12 protein-coding genes and 1 pseudogene are annotated in these 15,228 nt (G+C 54.0%); 3 read left to right on the forward strand and 10 right to left on the reverse strand.

Annotated features, from left to right (window positions below; all coding sequences use genetic code 11):
- Nucleotides 1-115: 115 nt before the first annotated feature.
- From C3V43_RS09995 to C3V43_RS15065, 4 genes and pseudogenes are all read right to left on the reverse strand, one after another.
- Complete coding sequence (locus C3V43_RS09995) at nt 116-1,036, reverse strand: MFS transporter (RefSeq protein ID WP_106069682.1); 921 nt, start codon at nt 1,034-1,036, stop codon at nt 116-118.
- Nucleotides 1,033-1,953, reverse strand: coding sequence for a radical SAM protein (locus tag C3V43_RS10000; protein ID WP_106069683.1), 921 nt, complete (start codon nt 1,951-1,953; stop codon nt 1,033-1,035). The genes C3V43_RS09995 and C3V43_RS10000 overlap by 4 nt, the downstream gene beginning before the upstream one ends.
- 95 nt (nt 1,954-2,048) lie before the next feature.
- A complete protein-coding gene (locus C3V43_RS10005; RefSeq protein ID WP_235655836.1) occupies nt 2,049-3,611 on the reverse strand; it encodes a TonB-dependent receptor in 1,563 nt (520 codons plus the stop codon).
- Between the two features lie 112 nt (nt 3,612-3,723).
- Nucleotides 3,724-4,209: pseudogene (locus C3V43_RS15065) on the reverse strand (TonB-dependent receptor plug domain-containing protein); the annotation flags it as partial.
- A 163-nt stretch (nt 4,210-4,372) separates the two neighbouring features.
- Here C3V43_RS15065 and C3V43_RS10010 point away from each other — a divergent pair.
- A complete protein-coding gene (locus C3V43_RS10010; RefSeq protein WP_106069684.1) occupies nt 4,373-5,572 on the forward strand; it encodes a glycoside hydrolase family 88 protein in 1,200 nt (399 codons plus the stop codon).
- Entirely contained in the window at nt 5,569-7,113 is a 1,545-nt protein-coding gene (locus C3V43_RS10015; RefSeq protein WP_106069685.1) for a sulfatase family protein, read from the forward strand. Before C3V43_RS10010 ends, C3V43_RS10015 begins: the two co-directional genes overlap by 4 nt.
- A 121-nt stretch (nt 7,114-7,234) precedes the next feature.
- Here C3V43_RS10015 and C3V43_RS10020 read toward each other — a convergent pair whose 3' ends face one another.
- From C3V43_RS10020 to C3V43_RS10040, 5 genes are all read right to left on the reverse strand, one after another.
- Entirely contained in the window at nt 7,235-7,894 is a 660-nt protein-coding gene (locus C3V43_RS10020) for a hypothetical protein (protein ID WP_106069686.1), read from the reverse strand.
- Nucleotides 7,895-7,931: 37 nt separating this feature from the next.
- Nucleotides 7,932-9,407, reverse strand: coding sequence for a cysteine--tRNA ligase (cysS, locus tag C3V43_RS10025; RefSeq protein ID WP_106069687.1), 1,476 nt, complete (start codon nt 9,405-9,407; stop codon nt 7,932-7,934).
- Nucleotides 9,408-9,963: 556 nt separating this feature from the next.
- Nucleotides 9,964-10,485 (reverse strand): hypothetical protein, encoded by a 522-nt coding sequence (locus C3V43_RS10030; protein WP_106069688.1) that lies wholly within the window; start codon nt 10,483-10,485, stop codon nt 9,964-9,966.
- Nucleotides 10,486-10,501: 16 nt separating this feature from the next.
- Nucleotides 10,502-11,641, reverse strand: coding sequence for a membrane protein insertion efficiency factor YidD (gene yidD, locus C3V43_RS10035; protein ID WP_106069689.1), 1,140 nt, complete (start codon nt 11,639-11,641; stop codon nt 10,502-10,504).
- Nucleotides 11,642-11,692: 51 nt separating this feature from the next.
- Nucleotides 11,693-13,204 (reverse strand): GH3 auxin-responsive promoter family protein, encoded by a 1,512-nt coding sequence (locus tag C3V43_RS10040; RefSeq protein ID WP_106069690.1) that lies wholly within the window; start codon nt 13,202-13,204, stop codon nt 11,693-11,695.
- A 112-nt stretch (nt 13,205-13,316) separates the two neighbouring features.
- Between C3V43_RS10040 and C3V43_RS10045 the strand changes: the two genes are divergently transcribed.
- Nucleotides 13,317-14,327, forward strand: coding sequence for an ATP-dependent 6-phosphofructokinase (locus tag C3V43_RS10045; protein WP_106069691.1), 1,011 nt, complete (start codon nt 13,317-13,319; stop codon nt 14,325-14,327).
- Here the strand turns inward: C3V43_RS10045 and rnc are convergent.
- On the reverse strand, nt 14,286-15,227 hold the full coding sequence (rnc, locus tag C3V43_RS10050) for a ribonuclease III (RefSeq protein ID WP_106069692.1): 942 nt from the start codon (nt 15,225-15,227) through the stop codon (nt 14,286-14,288). The genes C3V43_RS10045 and rnc overlap by 42 nt on opposite strands.
- Between the last annotated feature and the right edge of the window lies 1 nt (nt 15,228).

Genomic DNA, 15,228 nt, shown 5'->3' on the forward strand with positions numbered 1-15,228 from the left:
CTGGTTGAAAAAAATACAGAGACGAATCTTATGTAGTTATTTTGGAACCAAGAAGAGATGGCGGCAGTTACTACCTTATAACTGCATATTCTTACTAACCGTTCGCCACTCACCGCTATTTCCGCCTGAACACGAGGAACACATACCCCGCACCGAGGCATGCCACGACCGTGGCGAAAGCGAAGAACCACCGGTAGCCCAGTTGCTCGGCCACGTGTCCGCTCAGCACCGACACGAGGATGCCGCTCATGAATCCTATCTCCTTCATGGAATAACCCAAATCCACCAGCCACGGGCGGGTCATGGAGAGGATGCCGACGGTGGAGGCGTAATAGAGCATCAGGAAGCCGATTTGAGAAAGATTCCCGCGCACGGTGAAGAAACCGTAGAAGTCTGCCGCACGGATGCGCCTCTTCTCCTCGCGCTTGCTTATCTTCAGGCCCCGGTTGCGGTAGAGCGGCCACAGCGCCAACCCCACGAAAAGAGCCAGAAAGGGCAGCACCACGTGCCAGCCGCAGTGTTGCAGGAGCATCAGCAGCAGTCCGCCGCCCACCAGCGTGGCGCAAAAGCTGCCCAGCGACTGCATGCTGTTTATCAGGCTCTTCTCCTCGTGCCTGAACGAGAGCACGGCCAGCGCATCGGTGGCGATGTCTTGCGTGGCCGAGGCGATGAAAGAGAGCAGGATGAGGAAGACGATGAGCCGGAAGTCGGCCTGCAAATCGAGGTGGCCGATGAGGAGGATGAGCAACGCATAGAAGCCCTCGCTCACGAAGATGCACTTGCGGAAACCCCTCAGCGTGCGGCATCCCCTGTCCACCCACGGCGCCCAAAGGAACTTCAGAATCCACGACAGCTTGATGAGCTGCATCAGCGCGATGGCCGACAGGCTGTAAGAGGCCTGCCGCATGCTGACCTGCAACGCCGTGGAGAAGAACGTCATGGACAGCGACTGGGCTATGTAGAGGCAGAAGAAAGTGAAGAGGTCGTAGCGCCTTTCGCCTGTCAGGGCAATGAGTTGTCGGAATCTGTTCATCATACGCCGTATCTCTCTGCTATGTCGCATGCCTGCCTGATGCGGTCGCCCATGCCGATGCCGTCGCGCAGGTTGCCTGCGATGACCAGGTTGGGATAGGCTTGCTGCAGCAGTTCGGCGGCGAGGTCGTGCATGCGCCGTTTGGCATTGGCGGCGGGCAAGCCATGCTTCTCCAGCACCTGCTGACGCTTGAACACCTGCGGCATGTGTCCGTAGCTGAAGGTGACGAGGCGTTCGGGACGGGTGTCGATAGCCCGGCGGATGCTGTCGGCAAACGATTCCGGCGTCTGATGGGGCAGGCCGAAGAGGAAGTCCATGTTCACGGCAGCTCCGGCACCGTGCAGCATCTCCGTAATCTCTTTCAGCGGCAACAGCGAGGGGGTGCGCCCCACGGCTTTCAGCACTTCGGGGTTCAAGTCCTGCACGCCGATGCTGAAGCGGTTGAAACCGCATCCGGCAAGTGCCGCCCAGTCGTCGTGAGACAAGTAGCCGGGATGGCACTCTATGGCAATCTCGCATCCCTCTATCACGGGGAAGAGCGACAGCATGTGTTCGTTCAGCTCGCGGAGCAAGGCGGCAGGCATGGCCGTGGGACTGCCTCCGCCGTAGTGAATCTGGCTGATGGGGCGGCTCTTGTCGAGGTGTGCGGCCACCATGTCTATCTCCTTGTGCAACGCCCCGGCATACCGCCTCACGGTGTCGCCCCGGCGGGGCATCACGTACGAGTTGCAGCCGCAGTAGTGGCAAAGCCGATGGCAGAAAGGCATGTGCAGATAGAAGGAGATGTTTGCGCTACCCTCCGAGTTGCTCCGTTTCACCGCCTCTATATAAGATGCTCCGTCCGTAGGCCCGAAGAAGTTGGCAGGCGGATAGCTGGTGTAGCGCGGCACGGAGACGTTGTATTTCTCTATCGGAATCATTTGTTCGCTCTTATTGGCGGTTATTCATATAAACAGGTTCGGTAATACAGGCAGGGATATGTCTTGCCGATTGTTTCGGCACCAATCGTCTGCCTTTACAATTCGATTGCGGCGTTGATGCCGAACGTCAGGGGCACTCCCTTTTGCGCATACTTGGCCGAGGAACGGAAGTAATAGCTCAGATAGTCGGTGTTCGTCAGGTTCTTGCCCCACAGTTCAAGGCTGAAGATGCCCTTGCGTGCAATGATCTTTCCGCCCAGCAGCATGTAGAAATCCTGCACCTGCTCGTTGTCCTCTATCCAGTAGAGTTTGCCCGTTCCGGTGAGGTTGGCGCTGAAAGTCAGGCGGTCGAGTATGCGGCGGGGGCAGATGCTGTATTCTGCGTTCAACGCCACCGTATGGCGCGGAACCATCGGAATCATGTTGTGCGAATAATCGGTCTTCTCGTTCTTCTTGTAGTCGAGGAAGCGCGCGTAAGTGTATCCGTAATTGGCCTGTACGAGCCATCCTCCGGCGGGGCGCAGTTGCAGCGACGCCTCCACCCCCTTGCTCTCGGAGTGTCCGGCATTGCTGATGATATTTCCCACTCCGGGCACGGTTCTGCTTATCTGCTGATGGCGCCAGTCGATGTAGAACAGGGTCAGTTCGCCGGAGACTTTGCCGTTGCGGGTGCCTGTTTTGACGCCCACCTCGTAGTTCCAGTTATATTCGGGGGCATAGCTGCGCTCCTCGTCCTTCTGGAACGTCTGGTTGAAAGCGCCTGTTTTATAGCCCTGCGTGATGTTGGCGAAAGCCGTGTTGCGGTTGTCGAACTTATATTGTACGCCTATTTTCGGAATCAGCCGGGTATGGTTAAGGCTCGATGTGAAGTCTTTCAGATGGGTTTGCCTGCCGTCCGTGTGGTCGGTCTTTTCGCGGTTGTAGTCTATCGTGCTGTGCTCGTAGTCCAGCCGCAGCCCCAATGTGGCCGACAGTCCCCGCCACAGGTTGTACGACCCTTGGGCAAAGACGGCCAGCCCCTGTGTGGAGATGTCGTAACGGGCGGCTTCGAGGTATTTTTTCATTGTATAGTCGGTGCTCTGGTCTTGAACGGCCCGCTGTGCAAAGCCGAACACCCCGGCTATCCATTGCAGCCGGCTGTCGTTGTCCGACTTCAGCGTCAGTTCCTCGCTCCATACGTTCTGCGTCACGCCGTTGGTCACGAAGAAGTTGTCCTGCCGGGTGAAGTCTTGATCCAACTGCTGGTTGTCGTGGATGTGCTGAAAGGATGTCTGGCTGTTCAGCGTGAAGCCGTCGCCCTGATAGTGTGCCGTCAGTCCGTTGGTGGAGATGATGCGCTTATAGCCGCACTCGCGGTTGTAGTCCACGTTGCCCGCCTCCTGCTTTGCGGCATCATACACGGCATACGGGTAGCCGCCCTGATTGGTATAGTCGAGCGAGGAAATCAGACGCAGGTTCCACCGTGCGGCAGGGTTCCAGTAAAAGCCCAGTTTTCCGCCGCCGAGGTTCATCTTGTCGGCTTTCCTGCCGAGGAAGGTGTTCTCGAAGTATCCGCCGTTGTGCTGGTAATAGCCGCTTACGTGTGTCCCGAAGCTGTTCCCCATGCGGGTGTAGTTGGAGAACTGCGCCAACGTGTGGTTGTAGTTGCCGTAGCCCAACCTGACCTTCGTGCCCTGATATTCGAAAGGCGTGGGAGTATAATAGGTTGATTACCCCGCCGATGGTGTTGCGCCCGTACAGTGTGCCTTGCGGACCTCGAAACACCTCGACAGCCCTGAGGTCGAGCATATTGGCATCGAAGGCCGATGTCTCGAAATGGGGAATGCCGTCTACGTAGAAGCCCACGGCCGTGCCCTTCACTTTCGACATCACGCCTCTTATGGAGATGGGTGTGGTCTGCCTCGACCCGTATTCGGGCATGTAGAAGTTGGGGAGCAAGCCCGACAGATCGTTCAGGTTCACCACCTGCCGGGTCTGCAACTGGTGTGCATCCATCACCGATACGGCGGCGGGCGACAGATTGTGCCGGTTCGCCTTTGTGCCCACTATCACCACTTCCTGCAGGTCTTTCTTCACATGGATGCTGCTGTCGTTCTCCAATTCCGTGGCCGTGGCCGCAGAAGCAACGAGAAACAACAGCGCGACCGTTGCCGCGATGCAGTGTCTCATTCCGTCTTTCATATCGTTTTTCAATTTTCGTTGGTTTTTATTTAGGCTGCAAAAGTACACAGCCGCAAAGAAACGGGTAATCCTCATTTATTAGGAATTTCAGCCCCTAAAAGAGCCGTGTGGCATATCCACGGGGTGCAAAATAACGATTTTATCCATTTATTGGATTATTTAGGAGGGTGCGGCCGGTGTCTTTCTTCTACCTTTGCAAGTAGAAAAAATGTCATAAACCATAATAACCCATTTTATCATGAAAACAGTACTCGCTACATTGGGTATTTCCCTTTTCGTATTGACCGGCTGCGCAAGCCGGAAGCAGACCGGAAACGACTTCATCCGGGAGAACATAGACAACGCCGTGAAGCAGGAAACGCTCCAGACGGACATTATCGAGCAATCGGGCAAAGTCCTCAATCCACGTACAGTGGACAAGGACGGCAACATCGTTTACGTGCCCATAGACGACTGGTGTTCGGGCTTCTTCCCCGGCAACATGTGGTACACCTACGAGCTGACGGGCGACAAGAAATGGCTGCCGCTTGCCGAGAAGTATACCGAAGCGCTCGACTCCGTGCAATACCTGACGTGGCATCACGACGTGGGCTTCATGATAGGCTCCAGCTATCTGAACGGATACCGTTTTGCACGGAAAGAAGTCTACAAGCCGGTCGTTGTGCAGGCGGCGAAATCGCTCTCCACCCGTTTCCGTCCGGCAGCCGGCGTGCTCCAGTCGTGGGATGCGGACAAGGGCTGGCAGGCAGAACGCGGCTGGAAGTGTCCCGTCATCATCGACAACATGATGAATCTGGAACTGCTGTTCGAGGCGTCTTTACTGTCGGGCGATTCTACCTATTATCATATAGCCAAGAAACATGCCGACACCACGCTGGCCCACCATTTCCGTGCCGATAACAGTTGCTATCACGTGGTGGACTACGACCCCGAAACCGGCGAAGTGCGCAACCGGCAAACGGCGCAGGGATATGCCGACGAATCGGCTTGGGCACGCGGTCAGGCTTGGGCATTGTACGGCTACACCATGTGCTACCGCTACACGCGCGACGCACGCTATCTGGAGCAGGCTGAAAAGATTTACGGCTTCATCTTCAACCACAAGAATCTTCCGGAAGACTTGGTTCCGTATTGGGACTTCGACGCTCCCGGCATCCCCAATGAGCCTCGCGATGCTTCGGCAGCTGCCTGTACGGCTTCCGCCCTGTATGAATTGAGTACCTACCTGCCCGGCAAGGGCTACAAGGAGACGGCAGACAAGGTGATGGAAAGCCTTGCTTCGCCTGCCTACCGTGCCGCAGTGGGAACCAACGGGAACTTCATCCTGATGCACTCCGTAGGCAGCATTCCCCACGGTGCCGAAATCGACGTGCCCCTGAACTACGCCGACTACTACTTCCTCGAAGGATTGAAACGTAAAAGAGACTTGGAGAAATGAAAACAGGATACGGCATATTGGCAGGCAGTGTGGCACTGCTTGCCCTGCAAGGCTGCAAAGCCCGGCAGGCGGCAGAAGCCGTCCGCCCCAACGTCATCTACGTGTTCCCCGACCAGATGCGCAATCAGGCAATGGAGTTCTGGGGGCAGGAAGGGTTTCGGGATAAGGTGAACTTCCGTAACGACCCGGTGCACACTCCCCGGCTGAACGACTTCGCACGGCAGTCGATGGTGCTGACTTCGGCCATGAGCAACTGCCCGTTGAGCAGTCCGCATCGCGGCTCGTTGCTCACGGGCATGTATCCCAACAAAAGCGGTGTGCCCCTGAACTGTAATGCAAGCCGCCCCATCAGTTCGCTGCGCGAGGATGCCGTGTGCGTGAGCGACGTGTTCGCCCGTGCCGGATATGATTGTGCCTATTTCGGCAAGCTGCATGCCGACTTCCCCACGCCCAACGACCCCGAACGTCCCGGCCGCTATGTGGAAGACCGCGTACCCGCATGGGATGCCTACACGCCCCCGTCGCGCCGCCACGGCTTCAACCATTGGTATGCTTACGGAACTTTCGACGAACATAAGAACCCGCACTATTGGGACACCGAAGGCCGGCGTCACGACCCGCACGAGTGGTCGCCGTTGCACGAGGCGGGCAAAGTGGTCTCTTATCTGAAGAACGAGGGCGGCGTGCGCAATCCCAAGAAGCCTTTCTTCATCATGGTGGGCATGAATCCGCCGCACAGCCCGTATCGCTCGTTGGACGACTGCATGGAGCAGGACTTCGACCTCTACAAGAACCGCTCGCTTGACAGTCTCCTCGTTCGTCCGAATGCCGACCCCACGATGCACAAAGCCGGAAGCGCGCCTTATTACTTCGCCTCCGTCACCGGCGTAGACCGTGCCTTCGGGCAGATTCTCGACGCATTGAAAGAGCTTGGGATGGAAGAGAACACCATCGTTGTGTTTGCCTCCGACCACGGCGAAACCATGTGCAGCCAGCGCACGGACGACCCGAAGAACTCGCCCTACTCCGAATCCATGAACATACCTTTTCTGGTTCGCTATCCGCAGAAGGTGAAACCGCGCGTAGACAACCTGATACTCTCTTCGCCCGACATCATGCCCACGCTGCTGGGGTTATCCGGCCTTTCCGACTCCATTCCCGCAGAGGTGCAGGGACGCAACTATGCACCGCTTTTCTTCGATGAAAAGGCCGAAATTGTGCGTCCTTCCGGTGCGCTTTACATTCAGAACATGGATGGAGAAAAGGATGCCGAGGGGCTGGTTCGTTCTTACTTCCCCTCGTCGCGCGGCTTCAAGTCGGCCCGCTACACGCTGGCGCTCTACATCGACCGCAAAAGCCGCCGCTTGGTGAAAAGCCTGCTGTTCGACGACGAGAACGACCCTTACCAGATGCACAACCTCCCGCTCGAACAGAACGCCGAAATCGTGAAAGAGCTTTGCGCAGAGATGGGCAAGGTGCTGAAAGAGATTGGCGACCCGTGGTATGAAGAGAGAATCTTGCCGGATATGATTCCGTATTGACAATGCTTGTATGCAGGGTAGAAAAAAGCCTTGACTGACAGGTTGATAAAAAAGAGAGAATATCTTAGGTACGGCATGTTGCGCCTAAGATATTCTCTCTTTTAATACGGGCCGCTTTTCATCAAACGGCTTTCACCCTTTTATACAGATTATAAACACTGAATATGCCGATAAAAACACAAAAGAGGAAACTGAACGAACTGACACCAAGCACCTGTCCATCGGCAACGACATGAAACAATACGATGTAGAATGCAATGTTGACAAAAGTATTTACGACAGTCGTATATGTACCTGTTTTGCGTACGCGTGTTGTCTCATCACGAAGGGGATAGGGGACTCCGCTCTGCGTTACTACTCCCGCTTCTTGCAGCTCATGGATTGTCTTTTCTCTTTCGGATGCTTCTGCCGGCAGATTTACGGCTTTACTCAGCTTTCTTTTCTTGCGGATATAATCTATCACCAACTGATTGTTGTTGTTGACGTATGTTTTCCGTACTCCGCCCACAGGAATAGAGACAGGTTGATAATACCTTAAAAAAGAAAGCACTAAAGAGAAGAGAAATCCGCCAAAGAGACTCGACAGATGTAAAGAGGCTGTTTTTATTTGCAGTAAGGAAAACAGCACAATCATCCATGCCAGAATGAAGTCGATGATATATACATGGTTTATGACATCGGTTTGAAAAAAAGATTTGAACCATTTCCCGTTCAGCCTTTTTATCTCGTATGTGTGTGGGGTTATATATACCACTTTGTCTTTTAAAAGAATTTCTTCCATAATGCCCCTGTTTTATGTGAGGATGACGCAGAATTCATTACTTGTTCAGCTTCCACTCGCTGCCTTCCTTGCCGTCCTTAATCTCGAAGCCGAGGGCGGTGAGCTCGTTGCGGATTTTGTCGCTGGTGGCCCAGTCCTTGTTGGCTTTGGCCTTGGCACGCTCGTCGAGCAGCATGTCCACCACCTTGCCGAAGGCGGCTTCGCGGGCTTCGTTGGAGGCGTTTTCTTCTTTCAGTCCGAGGATGTCGAAGCTGAAGAGGTGGAAGGTTTCTTTCAGCTCCTTCAGGTCGTCGGCGGTGATGGTGTCTTTTCCGGCCAGAATGTTGTTCACCATCTTGGCACCGTCGAAGAGGTGGGCGATGACAATCGGAGAGTTGAGGTCGTCGTTCATGGCTTCGAGACACTTGGCACGCAGCGATTTCGCGTCCACCGTAGACGTGGCGGAGGGCACAATCTTCTCCAGTCCGCGGATGGCATCCATCAGCCGTGCCAGTCCCTTCTCGGCGGCTTGCAGGGCCTCGTTGCTGAAGTCCACTGTGCTGCGGTAGTGGGCTTGGAGGATGAAGAAGCGGATGGTCATCGGCGTATAGGCCTGTGCCAGCAGCTTGTTGGAACCGGTGAAGAACTCTTCGAGGGTGATGAAGTTGCCGAGGCTCTTACCCATCTTCTGCCCGTTGATGGTAATCATGTTGTTGTGCATCCAGTAGCGCACCATGTCGTCGCCCTGACTGGCCACGGCTTGGGCTATCTCGCATTCGTGGTGGGGGAAGACGAGGTCCATGCCGCCGCCGTGAATGTCGAAGTGCGCTCCGAGGTATTTCTTGCCCATGGCGGTACACTCGCAGTGCCAGCCGGGAAAACCGTCGCTCCACGGCGAGGGCCAGCGCATGATGTGCTCGGGTTGCGCTTTCTTCCAGAGGGCGAAGTCGGCGGGGTTGCGCTTCTCTTCCTGCCCGTCCAGCTCACGGGTGGTGTTGAGCACATCGTCGAGGTTTCGGCCGGAGAGTTTGCCGTAGTGATGGTCTTTGTTGTACTTGACCACGTCGAAGTAGACAGAACCTTCGCTCAGATAGGCATATCCGTTGTCGATTATCTTCTTAACCAATTCCTCCTGCTCGATGATGTGTCCGCTGGCATGCGGCTCGATGCTTGGGGGCAGAACGTTGAGCGCGTCCATCGCACGGTGGTATCGGTTGATGTAGTATTGCGCCACTTCCATCGGCTCGAGTTGTTCCAAGCGGGCTTTCTTGGCAATCTTGTCTTCGCCCTCGTCGGCATCGTGCTCCAGATGGCCCACGTCGGTGATGTTGCGCACGTAGCGCACCTTGTAGCCCAAATGTTTGAGGTAACGGAAAAGGAGGTCGAAAGTGATGGAGGGACGCGCGTGCCCCAAGTGCGGGTCGCCATAGACGGTGGGGCCGCAAACGTACATCCCCACGTGGGGGGCGTGCAGGGGCACGAACAGTTCTTTTCTTCTATTCAGGGTGTTGTAGACGGTCAGTTGATGTTCCATAACGCTTTCTTGTTTTGTAAATCGTATTCGGTTGCAAAAATAGAGATATATAATTGAATACGTAGACTTTTCGGAATGATTTATTGAGATTCTTGCATGTTTGTCTGCCTATTCTGCCTATTCTGCATAACCAAATTCCGATTTATGTCTCTTTATCGCTACGGCGCTTTTGATATTTAACGCGAATCCGGATAATCCGCAAACGCTTTTTCTGATTATTGGAAAAACAGCGATGGGATGGAGGAAAAATATTTACTTATTAGAGGGTGTTTTCCCTCGCTCCGGCTCGCTATATAGATGTCCCCGACTGGAAGTATAGATGCAGCACGCTCGGAATATACATGCAGTTTGGTGGAGATATATCTCCACCAAAACCGCCTTACAGGTATCTCTCGCAGGGGATTCCTCTCAAAAGCTATACGGTATTATTAATTGACACATCGGCATGGAGCAGCTATGCTCATCGGCCAAAGTAAGAAGGAATCCTCCTGAAAGACTTTTCGATAGCCTTTTCGGTTTGTGTGCATGGAAAGCGCAAATAATAGAAACAACGTCTCTATGCGTCGATTTCCACGTTGGAACCCACCATGGCATTGACTTGTGTACCGGCAGGAATTTCGGCGTTGCCGCCCTTTATCAGGAATCCGAAGAGGCAGCAGAAGGTCAGGATGATAGATAATGCCATCTGATTGTTGCCTTCGTCGTTCAGATTGCCGGCAGTCAGATAGATAGTGGTGCCGTCGACGGCTTTCACGCTTCTTACGGCGATTTCCAATTCACCTTGCATACCCAGCAGATTGTTCTTCTTGGCTCTTACCACCTGTCCCTGTGCGATGGAACCTGCCTCGATCACGGTCTTTCCATCCACTTTGATGTCGTTCGGCACTCTGAAGTCTACGATCTGGCCGCTGCGTGCACCGGCACTGGTGATTGTGCTCATGAGTTCCATGGGAACGATGGTTCCCGCTTTCAGCACTACCGTACCGTTAGGCAGGGTGAATGACATTGTCAGCATGGCGATGGCCATCAACAGAGTTACCGGCTTGAAGAATACCGATTTCATGAATTTGATAAACATAATGAAATTAAGTCTTTTAGTTAATAAAAATATTGTTAGAGTTCTCAAGTTGCTTGATTAACGTATTGTGCTTTTTCCGATTGTGCCTTGAAGCGCTGCGCCCCGCACCGTTGATGTTGCCTATATAGAACGACAAGGACATGAAACCGCATAAGCCGGCTACACCGTAGTTCTGCTGTTTGATGCTGGTGTAAGTGGCATATCCCAATAAAGAATTGATGACGAAAGCCGTCAGTGCGCTTCCTTTGTGCCCGGTGTAGAGATACCCTCCGCCGGGAATGATGGAGAGAATCCGTGCCAGCGCGGGGCTCTTCTTTTTTTGCCGTTCCATGCGGCTCAGTACCTCGAGGTTCTTGGCGGATAGTGTTTCCGGTTGTGTGGCCGAAGCCTTTGCGAAGTACTGTCGTGCCTCTGCAAACCTTTGGGCATCGGCCTCTATGATACCCCTTAGCGCATATGCCTTTTCGGTGGTCTCCGTATGCCCTTTTCTCTCTATGATGCGGTCGAGGATGTCGGCGGCAGAGGGGCGATTGTCGATGATGTAGTAGAGCATGGCGGCCTGCATCCCCACGTAGTCCGACTGCCGGATGTGTTCAGGAAATTCAGTCTCGTATTCGAATATTCCTTTTTCCATGCCTTGCGTGGCTCGGCGGCACAGCAACTTTTGCGCAAAAAGCGTATCGCTTGCCTGCGGATTGAAGAAGAGTACTCTTTCTATTTCGAGCAAGGCAGTCTGATATTCTTTTCTGTTGATGAGGTGATTGATGAATAGCCGTGTGTCTTCTCTTCCTGTTGAGCGTTTCAGTATGTCGGTGCCCGGAAGGGGGTAGTCTGTTCGGTGGGGGGTATGGTAGTATGGGTAGTCTATGAGGCTTCTGTAGCCATGCGGAGAGGCGATGTCGTAGAACTTCGCGTCGTGGCTGCACCTCATCATTCGGTCGGCAACCAACGTGATGGCCTCCGCAAACGGGCGCTCCTTGAAAACCATGCGGCCGAATGCCGAACAAGAAGGATACATGGCGCAATGGCTGTTCTTCTGTTCGCTGATATATTTTTGATAGAACCGGATGTAAGCATCTGCTGCTTTGGAGGAGTCTTGCGCCCAAAGCGGACAGATGGCAACGAGCAATAGTATGTAAAGCAATGTATGTTTCATTTTAGAATAACAGATTCTGGATACTCGGTCGGCGGCGCAATCGTGCTGTTTCTACCTGTTCAGTCGCAACATCTCCTCCATGTACTCCCTTGTGTTGCTCAGTCGCGGCACTTTATGCTGCCCGCCCAGCTTTCCCTTGCTGTCCAGCCAGTCGTGGAACAGGTGCTTGCGGGCAACGACCACTTCAGGCAGTTGCAGGGCCAGGTCATTCTGCCGCTTGGCTTCGTAGTCGGAGTTGACTTCTTTCAGCGTGGCGTCCAGCGTCTTCACGAACTCTTCCATGCTGTTCGGCATTTGGGCGAACTCTATCAGCCATTGGTGGCGGCACTTGGCGTCTTTATCCATGAAGACAGGGGCGGCGGAATAGTCTGAAATCAGTGCGCCCGTGGCGGCACATGCCTTGGCAAGCCCTCTTTCCGCGTTATCCACTATCAGCTCCTCGCCAAAGGCGTTGATGAAGTGCTTGGTGCGTCCGGTGATGACAAACTTATAGGGATTCTTTGACGTGAACTTCACCGTGTCGCCAATCATGTAGCGCCACAAACCGGCGGAAGTGGAGATCACCATCGCGTAGTTCTTGTTCAGTTCCACCTCTTCCAGACAGCAGGCGCGCGGGTTTTCCGTGCCCACGTCTTCCAACGGGATGAACTCGTAGAAGACGCCGTAATCTATCATCAGCAGCATAGAAGGGTCGTTCGGGTCGTTCTGCGTGCCGAAGTAGCCTTCCGAGGCGTTGTAGGTCTCTATGTAGTGCATCTTGCTGCTGCGTATCACCTCTTTGTATTGTTCGCGGTAGGGCGTAAAGGCCACGCCTCCGTGGAAGAACACTTCCAGGTTGGGCCATACCTCATCGAGGCTCTGCTTGCCCGTCTTTTCGAGCACGTGCTTGATGAGCACCAACATCCACGACGGCACGCCCGAGAGGTTGCTCACGTTGGCGCTGATGGTTTCGTTGGCAATTGCCTCCATCTTTGGCTCGAAGTGTTCCATCAGGGCAGTATGCTTGCTTGGCACCCGCACGAAGTTCACCAGCGGATTGATGTTCTCTATCAGTATGGCCGAGAGGTCGCCCACAAGGCTGTGGTTGGTATTCAGGTTGGGGGCGTGGCTGCCTCCCAGTATGAGTCCCTTGCCGGAGAAGAAGCGGCTTTCGGGGTTCTGCCCCAAATAGATGGCTACGGCGTCTCTGCCTCCTTTGTAATGCGTGTCCTGCAAAGATTCCCGGCTGACGGGCAGGAACTTGCTCTTGTCGTTCGTTGTGCCCGACGATTTGGCAAACCAGCGTATCTCCGAAGGCCATAGCAGATTCTGCTCGCCGGCACGCAGGCGGGTCACGTAGGGCTTTATCTCTTCGTAAGTCTGTATGGGGAGGCGATTCTTGAAGTCTTCGTAAGTGAGGATGGAAGCATAGCCGTATTTCTTTCCCCATTCCGTATCCGTGGCCATGCCCACGAGGCGTTGCAACACGTCTTGCTGCAGTTTGCCGGCATGGTCGGCATATTGCTCGATTTCTTTCAGACGGGGAGAAAAATAGACTTTATTCAGGATTCTTGTAACATTCATCGTTCTTGGTGAAATCTTGTTTTAAAGTGCAAAAGTAATCTTATTTATCTTCTTCTCTATCTTTTTTCTCTTTTTTTTATATCTTTACGGAGAGATAAAACTGACGCATCTTATGAGAATCGGAATTCTAACCGCAGGAGGCGACTGCCCCGGCATCAATGCCACTATTCGCGGCGTGTGCAAAACAGCCATCAATCATTATGGAATGGAAGTAATGGGTATTCACAGTGGTTTTCAGGGACTGCTGACGAAAGACGTGGAACTCTTTACGGAAAGTTCCTTGTCGGGCTTGCTCAACTTGGGAGGCACGATGCTGGGCACTTCGCGCGAGAAGCCGTTCAAGAAGAACGGGGTGATGTCCGACGTGGATAAGCCCGCATTGATAGAGAAGAATGCCAAGGAGCTTGGATTGGACTGCATCGTCTGCATCGGTGGAAATGGCACGCAGAAGACGGCTGCCAAGTTTGCCGCCAGAGGGATGAACATCGTTGGCGTGCCCAAGACCATCGACAACGACATCTGGGGAACCGATTTCTCTTTCGGCTTTGACACGGCCGTCAGCATTGCCACCGATGCCATTGACCGCCTGCACTCCACGGCCAGTTCGCACAAGCGGGTGATGGTCATCGAGGTGATGGGTCACAAGGCAGGCTGGATAGCTCTTTACTCAGGCATGGCAGGTGGGGGCGATGTGATTCTGATTCCCGAAATTCCCTATGACATCCATAACATTGGCCACACCATCCTGAACCGGCTGAAGAAGGGAAAGCCTTATTCCATCGTGGTGGTGGCCGAGGGCATCCAAACCGATGGCAAGAAGCGTGCGGCAGAGTATATTGCACAAGAGATAGAGTATGAAACGGGCATCGAAACCCGCGAGACTGTGTTGGGCTACATTCAGCGCGGAGGTTCGCCCACACCGTTCGACCGTAACCTCTCCACCCGTATGGGCGGGCATGCCACGGAGCTGATAGCCAACGGACAATTCGGCCGCATGATTACTTTGAAAGGAAATGATATAGACTCTATGCCGCTTGAAGAGGTTGCCGGCAAGCTGAAGTTGGTGACCGAAGAGTGTGACTTAGTGGTTCAGGGGCGCAGAATGGGGATTTGCTTCGGATGATTCTTCTTCCGGTTCTGCCATAAGTGCTTTCTCCGTCTCTTCATCGGGGTTGGAGAAGTCGTATTCGGTGTTTTCGGCGCCTTCCGTCTCCGCCATCTCTTCTTTAACCTCCTCCACCTCTGCCGGGCTGTTCTGCTCTTTGGCTGCGAGGATTTCTTCCATGAAGTCGTTGTCGTTCTTGATTTTCTTCAGTGCCATTTGCGCGGCGTTCTGTTGCGACTCTTTCTTGGAGTATCCCGTGCCGGTGCCGGCCGACAGGCCTTCGATGCGCACTTCGGTGTGGAACATCGGGTTGTAGTCCTTGTCGAGCAACTGTTCGATAAGCTCGAAGGATACCTCCATCTTGTTCTTCTGGCTCCATTCGATGAGCCTCGACTTGAAGTTCACCTCTTTGCGCGACATTTTGTCGAGGTCGATGTGGTTTTTGAAAATCTTCTTCTCCATGAACTGCCTGCAACGGTCGTAGCCCCGGTCTAAATAGATGGCGCCGATGAACGCCTCGAAGGCGTTTCCATACATGTAGCTGTTGTGCGAGGAGGAGCGGGTGGAATACTTCACCAGCTTGTCCAGACCGATTTCCACGGCGAGCTTGTTCAGCGTTTCGCGCTGCACGATTTTGGAGCGGGTGTTGGTGAGGAAGCCTTCGCGACGACCTTCGAAATGCTTGTAGACGATGTCGCCCACGATGGCGTCGAGGATGGCGTCGCCCAGAAACTCCAGCCGTTCGTTGTTGATGGGGCGTCCTTTCTCCGAGCGCAGGGAGGTGGACTTGTGCAGCAGGGCTTGCTGGTAGACTTTGATGTTGCGGGGAAAGAATCCGAGGATTCTGTAAAAACAAAAATAAGACTCTCTGTCCTTGCGGAACAAGAGCCTTATTTTATCTATTTGGTTACGTAACACG

The sequence above is a fragment of the Prevotella heparinolytica genome (genome assembly GCF_002998535.1).
Classification (GTDB): domain Bacteria; phylum Bacteroidota; class Bacteroidia; order Bacteroidales; family Bacteroidaceae; genus Bacteroides; species Bacteroides heparinolyticus.

Coding starts and splice junctions, on each gene's coding strand:
- C3V43_RS09995 (WP_106069682.1), bottom strand. CDS start 1,036: ATGATGAACAGATTCCGACAACTCATTGCCCTGACAGGCGAAAGGCGC.
- C3V43_RS10000 (WP_106069683.1), bottom strand. CDS start 1,953: ATGATTCCGATAGAGAAATACAACGTCTCCGTGCCGCGCTACACCAGC.
- C3V43_RS10010 (WP_106069684.1), top strand. CDS start 4,373: ATGAAAACAGTACTCGCTACATTGGGTATTTCCCTTTTCGTATTGACC.
- C3V43_RS10015 (WP_106069685.1), top strand. CDS start 5,569: ATGAAAACAGGATACGGCATATTGGCAGGCAGTGTGGCACTGCTTGCC.
- C3V43_RS10020 (WP_106069686.1), bottom strand. CDS start 7,894: ATGGAAGAAATTCTTTTAAAAGACAAAGTGGTATATATAACCCCACAC.
- cysS (WP_106069687.1), bottom strand. CDS start 9,407: ATGGAACATCAACTGACCGTCTACAACACCCTGAATAGAAGAAAAGAA.
- C3V43_RS10030 (WP_106069688.1), bottom strand. CDS start 10,485: ATGTTTATCAAATTCATGAAATCGGTATTCTTCAAGCCGGTAACTCTG.
- yidD (WP_106069689.1), bottom strand. CDS start 11,641: ATGAAACATACATTGCTTTACATACTATTGCTCGTTGCCATCTGTCCG.
- C3V43_RS10040 (WP_106069690.1), bottom strand. CDS start 13,204: ATGAATGTTACAAGAATCCTGAATAAAGTCTATTTTTCTCCCCGTCTG.
- C3V43_RS10045 (WP_106069691.1), top strand. CDS start 13,317: ATGAGAATCGGAATTCTAACCGCAGGAGGCGACTGCCCCGGCATCAAT.